The organism is Acidovorax sp. 35-64-16 (assembly GCF_002281195.1).
In the GTDB taxonomy this organism is placed as follows: Bacteria; Pseudomonadota; Gammaproteobacteria; order Burkholderiales; family Burkholderiaceae_C; genus Acidovorax; species Acidovorax defluvii.
Genome location: NZ_NCFM01000004.1, coordinates 103,319 through 118,707, shown reverse-complemented (window position 1 = coordinate 118,707; position 15,389 = coordinate 103,319). Strand labels below are relative to the sequence as shown.

The following is a 15,389-nucleotide window of genomic DNA, read 5'->3' as shown; positions in this document are numbered from 1 at the left end:
CTCACTTCAGTTGGCGCCAGCTGGGGCGCATGGATTGCTCAGGCATGCGGTTCAGGGTGTCCCGGGCACCCCCGCCGCCAGTGAGGTCCTGAATGCGGTCGCGTTTGGTGATCAGGACCGGTGTGCCGGTCTTCACCGCCACTCGGTTGACATTGTTGTCAGCGGAGTTGTAGATGCCGTTGTTGTCGGTGTCCACCAGCTGGACCGTGGGGCGCTTGCCATCCATGATGTTGACAAACGTTCGGAACTGGCTGCCCGCGCTGGTGTCCACTTTCACCGGCACGCAACTCTCGTTGATGTTGTCGCTCTCACTGTTTTTGGTGCCCGAGGGCGATTCGCTATAGACCGCAAGAATGTTGCTGCCATCATAGAACTGCATGGGTTTGAGCAGTCGCTCACCAGCAAACGGCAAATCCACATACCAGCCCTTGTACTTGTTCCAGGTGGCCGTCTTCAGCTCTTGCGTGGCGTTCACGGTGGCGTCGTCGCCAGACACGGTCGTCACGGTTTGCTTGGCCAGGGGCTCGCCGTTGTTGGCGATGGTGCCCACCTGCGTGGGGGCAGGCACGCAGTCGGCGCCGCTGGGGCAGGTGCCACCGCCGGGGTGGACTTCCAGCGAGGATTTGTCCGTCTTCATGCGATAGCGCGTGTTGTCCAGCACCGAATACAGCGTTTGCACCGGCTGCGTGATGTCGGTGCGGCGGTCGTTTGCAGTGAGGTTGCGGCCCGTGCCGAAGGCAACCATCATGCCGCCCAGGGGGATTGTCTTTGCACTGGCGCCCGTACCCACGGTCATGCTGCGGTCGTTGGGACGCACGATGGGTGGGGCCGTGATGGGCTGCACCTTGTCGCGCGTGGTGCTGGTCAGCGTAGCGGGGCCGCGCGTGGTGAACAGCGGCTTGTTGTCGCCGAAGGCCACCTTCCAGTCGCTGTCGGTGACGCTGGTGAGGTCGAACTTCCAAAGGTTGCCCAGGTTGTCACCTGCATAGGCCACATCGGTCTTGCCATCGCCATCAAGGTCCACCAGCGCGGGCGATGCCAGCCCGTTGTCATTGGCGTTGCCGGTGCCCGTGGCGACTGTCGCAGGGACGGCCTGAATGCGCTTAAGCGCCTTGTCGCCATCAAGGTACTGCACCAGCAACACCGGGCGCTGGTTGTCGCTGTTATAGCCATTGCCCATAACCACGGCCCAGCGGCCATTGTTCATGCGCGTGATTTGCGTGGCTTCTTGCTTGTTGGCAGGGTTGCGCCCGGGCTGGGCCGTGATGTTGCCGATGTCCTTGATTTCGGCCACGGTCGCGTCACAGGCGGTTTTTGCCGTGCCCGTGAGCGCGCTGCAGTTGGGGTCGGCCTCGCCCTTGGCGCGAGTGCGGTCCAGCACCACCAGATCAGCCGCAGTGGCTGTGCCAAATCCGGCGGGGTTGGTGACGTTCAGCACAAAGTAGCCCTTGCCACCGGCACCCAGCGCGCCCACCAGCAGGGTCTTCCAGGTGGTGCCATCTTTGATGTCGCCAGTCATGGGCGAGCCATCGACGTAGTAGCGGTGCTGGTAGTCCTTATCGGTCAGGTCTTTTAGCCCGCTTACCACGCCGCGCGGCACATACGCGATCAGCTCCTTGCCATCTGTGGCAGAGAACCCGTGCAGCATGCCGTCGTTGCCGCCCACGTACAGAATGGGCGTGCGATCTTTCTGGGCCGTCACAAAGCTCGAATAGCCCATCGCATAGTTGCTAATTGGGCGCCCGGTGTACCAGATTTCGGAGTTGACCACGTCTCCCTGCCGGCTGTAGCGCACGCGCAGTGGCTTGTCTGTCGTGGTGCCTTCCAGCCTGCGATCGCCCCGGATGTAGTTGACGATGTTGATGCCCTGGGTCTTCAGGGGGTCTAGCGTCGTGTCGCCCGATGTGACGCCGAGCAGCGCCAGCTTTTGCGCCGTGCTGTAACCAATGGCTGCGCTGGTGGTCCATGTGAATGGGATGCCTTGGCCCGAACCGTCGCCCCAGCTTAGAACCAGCCGGGTGTCTACTGAACCATCCGTAGGCCAGGCTTCGTCGAGCCGGTCCGCAGTTGACTTGCCTTGCCATCCGGCGGTGGTGTCAGGAAAGCGGATGCACTTGGCCGCAGGGTCTGCCTCTGTCGGGCAGGCATATTCTTCGGGCTCAACAGCGCGTGTGGCGGTGATGGAGCCTCTCCACCCGTTTTTGGGGTCGTAGACCGATGCAAAAATACCGGCGTTGCTTTGCGAAACGTTGTAACCGCTGGTGCTGCCGCCGCCGGCAATATTGTCGGGCAGGGGGGCGCTTTCATCGTTGATCTTGCCGATAATTTCGCGGAAGACATTTTCTAGATCTTCCCCTTTTTCCACAGCATAAAACCGTCCACGACCATTTATGGCAGCGTGCCATAAATCCATTCCCCGTATATCAGAGTTTGAACTCATTTTTGGCCAAGATTGCCAACCGGTAACTAGGTCAACAAATCCGTTGTCATAGCCAAAAGGTATTTGTGCTGTAGGCGGTGTGGGCGTGTCAGTCCATTGATATGCCTCTTTACTGAAACCGATGGTGTAGGTCACCATATGTGGCCAGGTGGCAGGGTTGTATTTGGGATTCCAGTATTTTTGGAGATCGACGGATTTGGTTTCTGTTCCTTTTATTTTGCACAGTTCAGTATTGCTGTTCCACTCTCCGGCTATAGCTTCGCACTTGCTCCTTCTGTTGGGTCTGGAAATTTCCACATACTTAAATGTGTCTTTTGTCCGGGTAAAAAACTCGGTGGCTGGAGCCTCTTCATAAACCTTCGAGGGTTTGAGTTTGTCCGCATCCGTGAGTTTGCTTGAATCCTGTAAAGGATTCATCCAGCTTTTGAAGGCCCAGTCTGCTAAGGTGTCCGAGTCATCATCTTTGTAAATTCTTGTCTGGTCAGACGTGGTGTTGTATTCCAAACGATTGCCAGAAGCCCCCCAGTTGGTTCCATCTTGCTGCTCGCCAGATACAGTGCCGTTCCATTGGCCATCGGTCAACATGATGTGATAGTTGCGGCGACAGCCGAGGTATTCAGTGGCCTTGCTGCCGGTGCCGCCGGGATCTGTGGACCACGGGCCGGTACTACTCAACGCCGCACGCATATGTTCGTCGGCTTGCTTGAATAATTTGTGTGAAGGCGTGCTATTTTGTGGTAAGAGATAACCGACAAAATTCAGGAAGTTGGTTCGATGATTTGAATCAAGGGGACGAATATAATTTTTTCTTGTGGTGCTAGTTGATTTAATGTCGTCTGCCCCGGGTGTATTTCCTTTGCCAGGATTGTTGCCGCTGCCATACCAATAATATAAATCGCCATAGGTGCTCACGGTGTTGCCGTTGTTCCACATGGCCTGCCATCCCAAGCGTATTTTTCCATCAGGAATAAGTTCTTTGTCGTTGAAAACCTGTGTCAATGAATGTTTTAGCACATTCATGCGCCGACTGGTAACTGGCCATGTTTTGTCGGCATTGGGGGTGGTATTGTTCGTTGCGTTATATGTGCTTCCCGTATCCAAACGGAACCCCATACTTCCAGAATCATCGACTGAAATAATCACGTTCGGTGCTACGAAAGCCGATTTGGACGTGGGCAGCGGCGGCTCCTGCACCAGTTCAAGCGCCCAGGCGGGGGTCAACGCAGTGGCGATGGCAATGGCCAGCAGGTTCTTCTGGAAGGGTAGGTTCTTGGTGCGGGGCATGGCTTGCTCCTTCAGGGGTGGATTCAAGAAAAGAAGTAAAAATGACCTGAAACGATTGTGTGGTGTGCGCTGGTAGCTATCGAATTCATGGTTTCCCAGCGCTGTGTTTCAATCTTTCGTCCGTTGGCGGGCATAGGTTTCCTGCAGCACAACGGTGGTGCCGGGCTTGCGCCCGACGGCCAGGGCGGTGATGCGGAAGACAACGTAAACATCGAGGTTCAGCGGCAATTGGCTGGTGGTGGAATCCACGATCAGGTTGGCGCTTTTGGCTGTGTCGCTGTAGCGCATGATTTCGATCCAGTACCGTCCAGCATCAGGGTCGGCCAGGATGGGGTTGGCGGGCGCTGTGGTGCTGCCCAGTTGTGCGCCGGTGAACTGGCCGTAGCGGGCACCCACGGCCATGAGGTCGGACAGCGGCACTTCTCCCAAGGCCGTGTTAGCGGCAGGTGTGATGGTGGTCTCTGCTGTGGCGTAGTTCCAAAAGTCCTGCCGCCCCACGCGCCGCGCGCACAGGCCGTCCTGGCAGCGCGTGGCCTTGGATTCCAGCACGGTAATCAGTGGGTTGATCTCGTTGGTGTCACCCGGAAACTGCAGCGCGCTCGAGTACGCGCGGCAAGGGGGGGCGCTGCATAAATTGCCATCGGCCATTTCGCCGCGAATATCAAGTTCAGCGTCTTGCAGCAGCGCCTGGGCTGCCTCGAAGGCGCGTTGGTAGTCCGCGTCGTTGCCCACCACCATTTCGTTGAACAGCGAGGTGCGCGACGCCCACAGTGCCAGCAGCATCGAGAGCATGACGAAGACGATGACGACGAACAGTGCCACGCCACGCTGGCGCACGGCAACGGGTGGCAAGGGTTGCCCGTGGCCGCAATGGGCTGCGGGGCGGAGGGCGTCGGGGCGCGGACTGTGTGGCATGAGGGAAAATTTGCAGTGTTTTCGGGGCGCGTGCATCAGACCAGCCCCTGGCTGCGCAACTGGAAGGTGTTGCGGAACAGTAGGTGCATGCGGTTCTTGCGATCGCCGGTGAGGGTGGTCATGTTCACACTGGTGCCGGAGCAGTCGGTGTAGCTACTGCCTGCGGGCATGTCGATGGGTTCGCTGCCATAGAGCACCAAGCAAACTTGCACGCCCTGTACCTGGCGCCATGCTGGGTCGGTTGCGGCGGCGGGCATGTCGCTTCCTTTGGTGTATTGCACCTTGGTCCCGGCAGCATCGGTGGTTTGCACCATGTAGACAACCTGGAATTGCGCGACGTTTTGCGCGATTGGTTGAGCCGAGGCACCGTTGCCGCCGCATCGCAGTTCGTTTTTGGCACTGTTAAAAGTGAAGATGCTTTCGACCCGCTGATCGGTGCTGCTATTGCCCGGGGCACCGACACAGTTGCGTGCCAGATAGTCAGTGCCGAATGTGGCAGGGGTGGAGGCGGCGGCTTCTGTGCCTGCGACCATGAAAACGTTGTCTGGGTAGCGCCTGAATCCGGTGGTTACGGTGTCACTGGCGCCCGCGAGGGTGCTTTCCTGCTCGAAGCTGTTTCCGCTGCCTACTTTGTCGGCCTTGATTTCAAATGCCACGGGGCTCAGTACGTCGGTGCTGGTGCCTCCAGCGGGGTCGGGGTTCAGGTACAGCGAGCCGGTTTGGCGCAGTTGTTGGCCAATGACTCGCAGGATGTAGGCACCCTGTTGCTGGATGCCGCTGGCGTCACTGACTGTGCCAGAGATGCCGCGCGAAACTATCAGCGCGCCCATGGCTACCGCGACGACCAGCAGTCCGATGGACAGGCCGACCATCATCTCGATCAGCGTTACGCCGCGTTGCCGGAGGGATGTTTGAAGGATTTTCATGATGTAGAGCCCACCGGATAAGCGCTAGATGCTATGGTTTTTGAGAGCATGGGGTGGCCTTCGTTACGAGCAATAGAGCATCTTTGTGCCGCTGCCATCGTCGTAGGGCGCGCAGCGGGCAGCAACCGGGATGTATTGCAGGTGGCAGGTTTTGTCGGCGGGGCAGGCGTTGGTGGTGTCGGTGCCTGAAGTAAAGGTGCCGTCGGCGGCGCGGAACTTGCTCGCGTCGATATCGTCGGTTTTGGTGCCAGCGCGCTCGTTTTCACGCCAAGCGATGATTACGCCGAGCTGGCGGCGGTTGGTCTCAGTGGTTTCGCCGGGGGCGAGAAAGATGCTCGCCTGAGCACCCGGAAGTGTTTGCTCAACCGTTGTTTTCCATTGCTTCAGGTCGTACTTCGCTTGCTCAGCCGGGGTGCAGGTTGTGCTGGCGCAGTCGGATGCAGTCAGGGCGCTTCCCTTCGTGTCGTAACCAGACTCGTAGTCTTTGAGGCTCAGTAGTGCGTTGGGGCTGACCTTCATGCGCTCGCTCAAGTCCTCAATGAGGCGGATGGCCTGTGCGCGGCGCACGGAGGTTTGGGTATCCGTCAGCGTGCGCATCTGCATGCCCAGAATGCCCAGAATGCCCAGTGCGGCGATGACGATGGCGACCAGCGATTCGATCAGCGTGATGCCGCGCTGGCTTGGGTTGGATGTGTTCTGCATGTGTTTTAGCCGGAGGTGCATGGGAGATCGGTAATGACTCTGATACGCCCCCCGGAGCTCATGCAGACGCCGCGGGCGGCAGGGTCGGAGAGGTTTTTGTTCAGCGGTACCAGGCTGAAGCCCAGCCAGGTGCCATCGACCAAGCCCCAGCGGTTGAGTTTGATGTTGGCGCCGCCGCTGGTGCGCGTGACTTCTATGTTCGGTGGTGTGGCGAAACGCTGTAGAAGTTCTTCGCCCGAGTCTTGTGCGCCATTGCCATTCGTGTCCACAAAGACGAACCAGCCACAGTCCCAACTGTTGGTGCCGGATGCCAGCGCGCAACCGTTGGAGCCTGTGGGTTCTTTTCGGATGGTGATGTTGCCCCCACGTTTGATGGCTTCAGAACGCGCGAAGTACAGTGTGGATTGCAGTCCTTCCACCGCTTGTCGCACGCGCCAACGCTCGATCAGGGGTGTGAAGCTGGGTGCCGCTATCGCCGCCAGCACGGCAATGATGGCTACTACCACCATGACTTCAAGTAGCGTAAAACCACGCGCTTGCCGATGGGGACGAGTGCGTGGCGGCAGGTGCGTGGCGCAGTGAGCAGACAAAAAGAAAGGCATGTAACCCATGGTAGTGGGCAGATGCCTGTTGACCAGCGTGCGCGGATGAGTGGCGGGGTCGACCCGACCAGTGGTTAACTGGACGTAGTTTGCGCGTCGATTCAGCGCCGCGTGTACCCCAGGCACGCCCCCGCATTCGGCAACCCTTTGCATTCCCTGTACAGGCGCCGGTCGCGCTCGGCGGTGCTTTCTTCTGATGGGCTGCGCTGGTGCTTCACTTTGATGGAGCCCTTCTTTTTGGTGGGGGTGCTGGCCCCTGTTTCGGCGGCACCCTTTTGGGGCGCGGCCTGCGCGCTGGGGGAGGGCGCCAGCAGGCCCAGTGCTATGCAGGCACACAGGATGGCGGCGGCGCCTGTACCGCCTGTGCCTTGGGTGCGTGGGTTGTGCAGGCTTTTGTCGCAATTGTTGCTATGCATGAGTGCTCCATGGCTGGCAGGTTGGTTGGGTGGTCTGCGGTCGGCATCCTTTACGATGCGGCGTTGTCATTTTCCACGCCCATCCTGCCATGCGCCAAGCTCTGCTGAACCTCGAAGAATCCCGTATCCGTGAAGTCGCCAACGCTGGCATGGGGCGCAGCGATGTGCTGGCCTTCTGGTTTGGCGAGAGTGACGAGGGCACGCCCGATGTGGTGCGCCAGGCGGCTATCGACTCGCTGCAGCGCGGCGAAACGTTTTATGCGCACAACCTGGGCTTGCCCGAGTTGCGCGCCGAAGTGGCGGCCTACACCAGCCGGTTGCACCGGCCTGTGGGCGCTGACCGCATTGCCATCACGTCGGGCGGCGTCAATGCGCTGATGCTGGCGGTGCAGGCGCTGGTGGATGCGGGCGATGAGGTGGTTGCCGTCACGCCTGTGTGGCCCAACCTGACGGCGCAGCCCCTGATCATGGGGGCGACGTTGCGCTGCGTGTCGCTGCGCCCCCAGCCGGGCGGCGCCTGGGCGCTGGACATGCCCGAGTTGCTGGCGGCCATCACCCCGGCCACGCGGTTGCTGGTGGTGAATGCGCCCAACAACCCCACGGGCTGGACGCTAACCGCGCAGGAGCAACAAACCATATTGGCGCATTGCCGTGCCACGGGCACCTGGATCCTGGCCGACGAGGTGTATGAACGCCTGTATTACGAGCCCACCGCCAATGGTTGCGCCCCCAGTTTTCTGGATATTGCCGAGCTTGAGGACCGACTTGTGGTGGTGCACAGCTTTTCCAAAAGCTTTTTGATGACGGGCTGGCGCCTGGGCTGGCTGGTGATGCCGCCATCGATGACGCACCACATGGGCAAGCTGGTGGAGTTCAATACCTCGTGCACCAGCGTGTTCACACAGCGGGCGGGCATTGCCGCCTTGCAGCATGCTGACCAGATCACGCCACGCGTGGTGGCGCACCTGCAGCAGTGCCGCGACACCCTGGTGCCGCTGTTGCAGGCGCTGCCCGGCGTGGAGGTGGCCAGCGCGCGCGGTGGCATGTATGCGTTCTTTCGCCTGCCGGGGCATGGTGATTCGCTGACCACCGCCAAACGCCTGGTGGCTGAAGCGGGGCTGGGCCTGGCGCCCGGCAACGCCTTTGGCGATGAGGCGCAGGGCTGGCTGCGCTGGTGCTTTGCCTCCAAAGACCCGCAGCGCCTGGTGCAGGGGGTGGGGCGGCTAAAAAACTGGCTCGGGTTATAATTTGCGGGTTTTGCACGGTGCAAGACGCACGCCTATGGCCGTTCCAGCCGCTGGCGCAAGTAAAAACTATTGACCTGCGGCTTCGCTGCGGGTCTCCATCAAGGAAAAATCAATGATCGCATCCTCTATCAAGGCCGAAGTTGTCAAGGCCAACGCACGCGCTGCCAACGACACGGGTAGCCCAGAAGTGCAAGTGGCCCTGCTGACGGCCCGCATCAACGAACTGACCCCTCACTTCAAGACGCACGCCAAGGACCACCACGGTCGCCGTGGTCTGCTGCGCATGGTGAGCCGTCGTCGCAAGCTGCTGGACTATCTGAAGGCAAAGGACGCCGACCGTTACACCGCACTGATCGCCAAGCTGGGTCTGCGCAAGTAATCTGATTTGCATGTCAAAACGCCTGGGTTAGTCCGCTAGCTCAGGCGTTTTTTACTTCGGAGCCGCAAAACAGAGCGAAGCTGTGTCATTCCAATGGCCTTGATCCCACACTGGTGGCAGGCAAGTTCACTGGAATGGCATCGTGTTCTGAATTGCCCTCCAAGCCAATCTGGCAGAGCGCTGCCAGCTATTAAAACAGGAGCTGAACATGAGCATTTTCAACAAAATCACCAAGACTTTCCAATGGGGTGACAAGACCGTCATCATGGAAACGGGCGAAATCGCCCGCCAGGCCGGCGGCGCCGTGCTGGTGAACATCGACGACACCGTGGTGCTGGCTACGGTGGTGGCGTCCAAGGTGGCCAAGGCGGGGCAAGACTTCTTCCCGCTGACGGTGGATTACATCGAGAAGACCTACGCTGCGGGCAAGATTCCCGGCAGCTTCTTCAAGCGCGAAGCCAAGCCCAGCGAGCACGAAACCCTCACCAGCCGGCTGATCGACCGCCCGATCCGCCCGCTGTTCCCCGAAGGTTTCTTCAACGACGTGCATGTGGTTATCCACACGGTGTCGCTGAACCCTGAAGTCGATGCCGACATTGCCGCCCTGATTGCCACCAGCGCAGCGCTGGCCATCTCGGGCATTCCGTTCAATGGCCCGATCGGCGCTGCACGCGTGGGCTACATCAATGGCGAATACGTGCTCAACCCCGGCCAGACGGCGCGCAAGAGCTCGCAGATGGACCTGGTCGTGGCTGGCACCGAAGCGGCCGTGCTGATGGTCGAATCCGAGGCGCAGCAACTGTCCGAAGAAATCATGCTGGGTGCCGTGGTGTTCGGTCACCAGCAAGGCAATGTGGCCATCAATGCCATTCATGATCTGGTGCGTGAAGCCGGCAAGCCCATGTGGGACTGGAAGGCGCCCGCCAAGGATGAGCCGCTCATCGCCAAGGTGACTGCCTTGGCCGAAGGCAAGCTGCGCGCTGCTTACCAGATCCGCAACAAGCAGGCCCGTACGCACGCCTGCCGCGAAGCCTATGCCGTGGTCATGGCCGACCTGAAGGAAGACGGCGTTGCATTCGACAGCGTCAAGGTCGAAGGCATGCTGTTCGACATCGAGGCACGCATTGTGCGCAGCCAGATCCTGGCCGGTGAGCCCCGCATCGATGGCCGCGACACGCGCACCGTGCGCCCCATCGAAATCCGCAGCAGCGTGCTGCCCCGCGCGCACGGCTCGTCGCTGTTCACGCGTGGCGAAACCCAGGCGCTGGTGGTGACCACGCTGGGCACCGAGCGCGATGCACAGCGCATTGATGCGCTGGCCGGCGAATATGAAGACCGCTTCATGATGCACTACAACATGCCTCCCTTTGCCACGGGCGAAGTGGGTCGCATGGGCAGCACCAAGCGCCGCGAAATCGGCCACGGCCGTCTGGCCAAGCGTGCTCTGGTGGCGGTGTTGCCAACCAAGGAAGAATTCCCCTACACCATGCGCGTGGTGTCGGAAATCACCGAGTCCAATGGCTCGTCGTCGATGGCTTCGGTCTGCGGCGGCTGCCTGTCGATGATGGACGCTGGCGTGCCCATGAAGGCGCATGTGGCCGGTATCGCCATGGGCCTGATCAAGGAAGACAACCGTTTTGCCGTGCTGACCGACATCCTGGGCGATGAAGATCACCTGGGCGACATGGACTTCAAGGTGGCGGGCACCACCGCCGGTATCACGGCGCTGCAGATGGACATCAAGATCCAGGGCATCACCAAGGAAATCATGCAGGTTGCCCTGGCACAGGCCAAGGAAGCGCGCATTCACATCCTGGGCAAGATGCAGGAAGCCATGGGCGAAGCCAAGACCGAAGTGAGCAACTTCGCGCCCAAGCTGTACACCATGAAGATCAACCCCGAGAAGATCCGTGACGTGATCGGCAAGGGCGGCGCCGTGATCCGTGCGCTGACCGAAGAAACCGGTTGCCAGATCAACATCGAGGAAGACGGCACCATCACCATCGCCGCCACCGACAACGCCAAGGCCGACGAAGCCAAGCGCCGCATCGAGCAGATCACGGCCGAAGTCGAAATCGGCAAGATCTACGAAGGCCCGGTCACCAAGATCCTGGACTTCGGCGCCCTCATCAACCTGCTGCCCGGCAAGGACGGCCTGCTGCACATCAGCCAGATCGCGCACGAGCGTGTCGAGCGCGTGGGCGACTACCTGACCGAAGGCCAGATCGTCAAGGTCAAGGTCATGGAAACCGACGAAAAGGGCCGCGTCAAGCTGTCCATGAAGGCCCTGGCCGAGCGTCCCGCTGGCGGCAGCGATCGTCCCGCACCGGCTGAGCGTGGTGACCGTGGTGGCGAGCGCGGTGGCGAGCGCCGTGATGGCGGTCGTGATCGCCAGTCCGCCGATCAGCAGCAACAGCAGCAGCAGCAAGCGGTGCCTTCCGAAGGCAGCGCAGGCCAGTTGAACGGTTGATTGATCTGCTATTGATATAAGAGCTGCTGGCGCTTATCCATCAAGCGCTAGCGGCCAAAATCATTCAGATTGACGTGCGAAGGATTCCTGTATGCGCGCTGTAGAAATCACTGCCTTTGGCGCCGCCGATGTGCTGCGCCTGGGCGAGCGCCCCAAGCCCCAGGCGGGGGAGGGCGAGTTGCTGATTCGCGTCAGTGCGAGCGGTATCAATCGGCCCGATGTGCTGCAACGCCTGGGGCATTACGCGCCTCCACCTGGCGCCACCGATCTGCCGGGGCTGGAGGTGGCGGGTGTTGTCGAAAGCGGCGATGCGGCGGCCCTGTTGCGCGCCGGCTTGCAGGTGGGCGACCGCGTTTGCGCGCTGGTGGTTGGTGGCGGCTACGCCGAGTGGTGCGTGGCGCCTGTCGAGCAGTGCCTTCCAGTGCCCGCGGGGCTTTCCGACATTGAGGCGGCATCTCTGCCCGAAACCTTCTTCACGGTGTGGAGCAATGTGTTTGACCGGGGTCGCCTGCAGGCAGGCGAAACCCTGCTGGTGCAGGGCGGCACCAGCGGCATTGGCGTTACCGCCATTCAGTTGGCGCGCGCTATGGGTGCCACGGTGATCGTGACGGCGGGCAGCGATGAAAAATGTGCAGCCTGCCTGGCACTGGGCGCGCACCACGCCATCAACTACAAGACCCAGGATTTTGTCGAGGAAGCAAAACGCATCACTGCCGGCAAAGGCGTGGATGTGGTGCTCGACATGGTTGCCGGCGACTATGTGGCGCGTGAGGTGGAGTGCCTGGCCGAAGATGGCCGCCTGGTCATCATCGCCGTGCAGGGCGGTGTCAAGAGCGCCTTCAATGCGGGCCTGGTGCTGCGGCGCCGGCTGACCATTACGGGCTCCACCCTGCGTCCACGCCCCGTGGCGTTCAAGGGAGCCATTGCGCGCGCGCTGCGCGAGCATGTCTGGCCCCTGATTGCGGCGGGCACGGTTCGCCCCGTCATCTATCGCACTTTTGCGGCGGCGGATGCGGCGCAGGCCCATGCGCTGATGGAATCCAACCAGCACACAGGCAAGATTGTTTTGACGTGGTCATCATGAAAAAGAAACTCATCGCTGGAAACTGGAAGATGAATGGCAGCCTGGCTGCCAACGAGGCACTGGTGCGGGCCCTTGTCGCCGGCATGGGGCAACCCGCCTGTGATGTGGCGGTCGCCGTGCCGGCACCGTATCTGGCCCAGGTGGCGGGCATCGCGGCGGGGTCTGCGCTGGCGCTGGCCGCACAGGATGTCTCGGTGCATGAGATGGGTGCCTACACGGGCGAGACATCGGCGGCCATGCTCAAGGAGTTTGGCGTGCGGTATGTGCTGGTGGGGCACTCGGAGCGGCGCCAGTACCACGGCGAGAGCGATACCGTGGTGGCCGTCAAGGCGCAACGGGCGCTGGCGCAGGGCATCACGCCCATCGTATGTGTGGGCGAAACCCTGGCCGAGCGCGAAGCCGGACAAACCGAGGTGGTCGTCAAGCGCCAGTTGGCGGCGGTGATACACCTCAATGGCCACTGCATCAGCGAAATCGTGGTGGCTTATGAACCCGTCTGGGCGATTGGAACAGGGCGCACGGCGTCGCCAGAGCAGGCCCAGCAAGTGCATGCCGTTTTGCGTGCCCAGCTGGCAGCAGCCAGTGAACACGCAGACCGGATTCGCCTGCTGTATGGCGGCAGCATGAACGCGGCCAACGCCGCGCAACTGCTGGCACAACCGGACATCGACGGTGGCTTGGTTGGCGGCGCGGCCTTGAAAGCCCAAGACTTTTTGCAAATTATTGCTGCAGCCCAATAAGGGCGTGCGCTTCAAGCTATCAAATTAGGAGTAAACAGAGAATGAACGTGCTTGTGAATGTGATTTTGGGTGTGCAGATGCTGACGGCTCTGGGCATGATTGGCCTGATACTGGTTCAGCATGGGAAGGGCGCAGACATGGGGGCAGCGTTTGGCAGTGGCAGTTCGGGTAGCCTGTTTGGCGCCAGTGGCAGTGCCAACTTTCTTTCGCGCACCACGGGCGTGCTGGCAACGGTGTTTTTTGTGGCAACGCTAGCGCTGGCCTATTTTGGCAACGCGCGTCCCACCGGTTCGGGCAGCGTGCTGGAAACGCCAGCCGCTGTGGCTCCCGCTACGCCGGTAAATGGGCCTGCGGTTGCTGGTTCTAATGCAGCGGTGCCCGCACCTGCGGCTGCTGCTTCGGGTGCCGGCCAGATCCCGACGAAATAATCTGCACTAAATTGGGTTTCAGGCTCTGGGGAAGGGTTTTTCCGGAGTAGAATCCCGGATTGTCTGGGAAGCCAAAACCGCAAGGTTCCTCATGCCATCCAGATAAAAAAACAGCCGTCGTGGTGAAATTGGTAGACACGCTATCTTGAGGGGGTAGTGGCGAAAGCTGTGCGAGTTCGAGTCTCGCCGACGGCACCAAAACATAGGCCAGCCTGTATGACCCGGCCAGGGTTCTTGCAGGCTAGGCCACAGCGGTGAGCACATCCTCCAGATGAATCTCGAACAGTACCTCCCCGTCCTCTTGTTTATCCTGGTTGGCATTGCTGTAGGTATAGTGCCGCTGGTTCTAGGATATGTGCTGGGCCCCAATCGCCCGGACGCCGCAAAAAATTCCCCTTACGAATGTGGGTTTGAAGCCTTCGAAGATGCGCGCATGAAGTTCGATGTGCGCTATTACCTCGTGGCCATTCTTTTCATTCTGTTCGATCTGGAAATCGCCTTTCTTTTCCCCTGGGCTGTCTCGCTGCAGGAGGTGGGGGTGACCGGCTTTGTGGCCGTGGTGATCTTCCTCACCATCCTTGTCGTGGGTTTTGCCTACGAGTGGAAAAAAGGCGCCCTGAATTGGGAATGAACGGGCTGCAACAAGGACTGATGCAATGATTGAAGGCGTGATGAAGGAAGGCTTCATCACCACGAGTTACGACTCCGTGGTGAACTGGGCCAAGACCGGATCCCTGTGGCCCATGACCTTTGGTTTGGCGTGCTGTGCGGTCGAGATGATGCACGCGGCCGCTGCGCGCTACGACATTGGTCGTTTTGGCGCCGAGGTGTTTCGCGCCAGCCCGCGCCAGTCCGATCTGATGATTGTGGCGGGCACCCTGTGCAACAAGATGGCTCCTGCCCTGCGCAAGGTATATGACCAGATGTCGGAGCCCCGGTGGGTGCTGTCGATGGGGTCGTGCGCCAATGGCGGTGGTTACTACCACTACAGTTATTCCGTGGTGCGTGGCTGCGACCGTATCGTGCCGGTCGATGTGTATGTGCCTGGCTGCCCACCCACGGCCGAAGCGTTGATCTACGGGATCATCCAGTTGCAGCAGAAGATTCGCCGCACCAACACCATTGCTCGTGTCTGAAGGGTTGATGATGACTGCAGTTGCCATTCGGCCTGAAAAACTCAAAGACAACATTGCTGCGGCGCTGGGTGCCAAGGTGCGGCAGATCACGGTGGCTCTGGACGAGGTGACCGTGGTGGTTGCCGCTGCTGATTACCTGGATGCCATGCGTGTGTTGCGCGATGCCGATGGCTGCCGTTTTGAGCAGCTGATCGACCTTTGTGGGGTGGATTACTCGGCCTATGCAGATGCCGTGAACGAAGGTGCACGCTATTGTGTGGTGTCGCATCTGCTGTCTGTCAGTCTCAACCAGCGCGTGCGCGTCAAGGTGTTTTGTCCGGACGATGATTTTCCGGTGGTGGCCTCGGTCACCGAGTTGTGGAATTCGGCCAACTGGTTTGAGCGCGAGGCGTTCGACCTGTTTGGTATCGTTTTCGATGGTCACAACGATTTGCGCCGCATCCTGACCGACTACGGGTTTATTGGTCATCCCTTCCGCAAGGATTTCCCGCTGTCCGGACATGTGGAGATGCGCTACGACGCCGAGCAGCGGCGAGTGGTTTATGAGCCAGTTTCCATCGAGCCGCGAGAAATCACGCCCCGCATCATTCGCGAAGACAAGTACGGAGGCCTGCACTGAG

15 protein-coding genes and 1 tRNA gene are annotated in these 15,389 nt (G+C 60.3%); 10 read left to right on the top strand and 6 right to left on the bottom strand.

Translation table 11 applies throughout. From position 1 onward, the window contains the following. Nucleotide 1 precedes the first annotated feature (1 nt). The 6 genes from B7Y64_RS05010 to B7Y64_RS04985 form a co-directional block, all read right to left on the bottom strand. Nucleotides 2–3,724 carry a PilC/PilY family type IV pilus protein gene (locus B7Y64_RS05010; RefSeq protein ID WP_291325288.1) on the bottom strand — a complete coding sequence of 1,241 codons (3,723 nt, stop codon included), beginning with the start codon at nt 3,722–3,724 and terminating at the stop codon, nt 2–4. Nucleotides 3,725–3,832: 108 nt separating this feature from the next. Then, a complete protein-coding gene (locus B7Y64_RS05005; RefSeq protein ID WP_291325290.1) occupies nt 3,833–4,639 on the bottom strand; it encodes a PilX N-terminal domain-containing pilus assembly protein in 807 nt (268 codons plus the stop codon). A gap of 35 nt (nt 4,640–4,674) precedes the next feature. After that, on the bottom strand, nt 4,675–5,565 hold the full coding sequence (locus B7Y64_RS05000) for a PilW family protein (RefSeq protein WP_291325292.1): 891 nt from the start codon (nt 5,563–5,565) through the stop codon (nt 4,675–4,677). A 63-nt stretch (nt 5,566–5,628) separates the two neighbouring features. Next, nucleotides 5,629–6,267, bottom strand: a complete 639-nt coding sequence (pilV, locus tag B7Y64_RS04995; RefSeq protein WP_291328467.1) for a type IV pilus modification protein PilV — start codon at nt 6,265–6,267, stop codon at nt 5,629–5,631. Nucleotides 6,268–6,272: 5 nt separating this feature from the next. Beyond that, entirely contained in the window at nt 6,273–6,869 is a 597-nt protein-coding gene (locus tag B7Y64_RS04990; RefSeq protein WP_291328465.1) for a GspH/FimT family protein, read from the bottom strand. A 101-nt stretch (nt 6,870–6,970) separates the two neighbouring features. Further along, nucleotides 6,971–7,285 carry a hypothetical protein gene (locus B7Y64_RS04985; protein ID WP_291325298.1) on the bottom strand — a complete coding sequence of 105 codons (315 nt, stop codon included), beginning with the start codon at nt 7,283–7,285 and terminating at the stop codon, nt 6,971–6,973. Between the two features lie 89 nt (nt 7,286–7,374). Between B7Y64_RS04985 and B7Y64_RS04980 the strand changes: the two genes are divergently transcribed. The 10 genes from B7Y64_RS04980 to B7Y64_RS04935 all read left to right on the top strand — a co-directional run bounded on the left by B7Y64_RS04980 (nt 7,375) and on the right by B7Y64_RS04935 (nt 15,388). Next, complete coding sequence (locus B7Y64_RS04980) at nt 7,375–8,532, top strand: pyridoxal phosphate-dependent aminotransferase (RefSeq protein WP_291325300.1); 1,158 nt, start codon at nt 7,375–7,377, stop codon at nt 8,530–8,532. 112 nt (nt 8,533–8,644) lie between these two features. Next, nucleotides 8,645–8,911 carry a 30S ribosomal protein S15 gene (rpsO, locus tag B7Y64_RS04975; RefSeq protein ID WP_005793232.1) on the top strand — a complete coding sequence of 89 codons (267 nt, stop codon included), beginning with the start codon at nt 8,645–8,647 and terminating at the stop codon, nt 8,909–8,911. A gap of 208 nt (nt 8,912–9,119) precedes the next feature. Next, the gene (gene pnp / locus B7Y64_RS04970; protein ID WP_291328463.1) at nt 9,120–11,381 is read left to right on the top strand and encodes a polyribonucleotide nucleotidyltransferase; all 2,262 of its coding nucleotides are present in this window, start codon (nt 9,120–9,122) and stop codon (nt 11,379–11,381) included. Between the two features lie 91 nt (nt 11,382–11,472). Next, nucleotides 11,473–12,465, top strand: coding sequence for an NAD(P)H-quinone oxidoreductase (locus B7Y64_RS04965; protein WP_291324018.1), 993 nt, complete (start codon nt 11,473–11,475; stop codon nt 12,463–12,465). After that, nucleotides 12,462–13,205, top strand: coding sequence for a triose-phosphate isomerase (tpiA, locus tag B7Y64_RS04960; protein ID WP_035240947.1), 744 nt, complete (start codon nt 12,462–12,464; stop codon nt 13,203–13,205). The genes B7Y64_RS04965 and tpiA overlap by 4 nt, the downstream gene beginning before the upstream one ends. A gap of 41 nt (nt 13,206–13,246) precedes the next feature. Continuing rightward, nucleotides 13,247–13,633 (top strand): preprotein translocase subunit SecG, encoded by a 387-nt coding sequence (gene secG, locus B7Y64_RS04955; protein WP_291324019.1) that lies wholly within the window; start codon nt 13,247–13,249, stop codon nt 13,631–13,633. Nucleotides 13,634–13,746: 113 nt separating this feature from the next. Then, a tRNA-Leu gene (locus tag B7Y64_RS04950) sits at nt 13,747–13,831 on the top strand. Between the two features lie 73 nt (nt 13,832–13,904). Next, nucleotides 13,905–14,264 (top strand): NADH-quinone oxidoreductase subunit A, encoded by a 360-nt coding sequence (locus B7Y64_RS04945; RefSeq protein ID WP_114655407.1) that lies wholly within the window; start codon nt 13,905–13,907, stop codon nt 14,262–14,264. 25 nt (nt 14,265–14,289) lie between these two features. Then, nucleotides 14,290–14,769 carry an NADH-quinone oxidoreductase subunit B family protein gene (locus B7Y64_RS04940; protein ID WP_007849129.1) on the top strand — a complete coding sequence of 160 codons (480 nt, stop codon included), beginning with the start codon at nt 14,290–14,292 and terminating at the stop codon, nt 14,767–14,769. 10 nt (nt 14,770–14,779) lie between these two features. Next, nucleotides 14,780–15,388: an NADH-quinone oxidoreductase subunit C gene (locus B7Y64_RS04935; RefSeq protein WP_291324020.1), complete on the top strand. Its 609-nt coding sequence runs from the start codon at nt 14,780–14,782 to the stop codon at nt 15,386–15,388. Nucleotide 15,389: the final 1 nt, after the last annotated feature.

Bases quoted from the DNA above. Each gene is read 5' to 3' on its own strand.
- B7Y64_RS05010 (WP_291325288.1), bottom strand. From the start codon at position 3,724: ATGCCCCGCACCAAGAACCTACCCTTCCAGAAGAACCTGCTGGCCATT.
- secG (WP_291324019.1), top strand. From the start codon at position 13,247: ATGAACGTGCTTGTGAATGTGATTTTGGGTGTGCAGATGCTGACGGCT.
- B7Y64_RS04935 (WP_291324020.1), top strand. From the start codon at position 14,780: ATGACTGCAGTTGCCATTCGGCCTGAAAAACTCAAAGACAACATTGCT.
- B7Y64_RS04940 (WP_007849129.1), top strand. From the start codon at position 14,290: ATGATTGAAGGCGTGATGAAGGAAGGCTTCATCACCACGAGTTACGAC.
- B7Y64_RS04980 (WP_291325300.1), top strand. From the start codon at position 7,375: ATGCGCCAAGCTCTGCTGAACCTCGAAGAATCCCGTATCCGTGAAGTC.
- B7Y64_RS04990 (WP_291328465.1), bottom strand. From the start codon at position 6,869: ATGCCTTTCTTTTTGTCTGCTCACTGCGCCACGCACCTGCCGCCACGC.
- rpsO (WP_005793232.1), top strand. From the start codon at position 8,645: ATGATCGCATCCTCTATCAAGGCCGAAGTTGTCAAGGCCAACGCACGC.
- B7Y64_RS05005 (WP_291325290.1), bottom strand. From the start codon at position 4,639: ATGCCACACAGTCCGCGCCCCGACGCCCTCCGCCCCGCAGCCCATTGC.
- B7Y64_RS05000 (WP_291325292.1), bottom strand. From the start codon at position 5,565: ATGAAAATCCTTCAAACATCCCTCCGGCAACGCGGCGTAACGCTGATC.
- pnp (WP_291328463.1), top strand. From the start codon at position 9,120: ATGAGCATTTTCAACAAAATCACCAAGACTTTCCAATGGGGTGACAAG.
- tpiA (WP_035240947.1), top strand. From the start codon at position 12,462: ATGAAAAAGAAACTCATCGCTGGAAACTGGAAGATGAATGGCAGCCTG.
- B7Y64_RS04965 (WP_291324018.1), top strand. From the start codon at position 11,473: ATGCGCGCTGTAGAAATCACTGCCTTTGGCGCCGCCGATGTGCTGCGC.
- pilV (WP_291328467.1), bottom strand. From the start codon at position 6,267: ATGCAGAACACATCCAACCCAAGCCAGCGCGGCATCACGCTGATCGAA.
- B7Y64_RS04945 (WP_114655407.1), top strand. From the start codon at position 13,905: ATGAATCTCGAACAGTACCTCCCCGTCCTCTTGTTTATCCTGGTTGGC.
- B7Y64_RS04985 (WP_291325298.1), bottom strand. From the start codon at position 7,285: ATGCATAGCAACAATTGCGACAAAAGCCTGCACAACCCACGCACCCAA.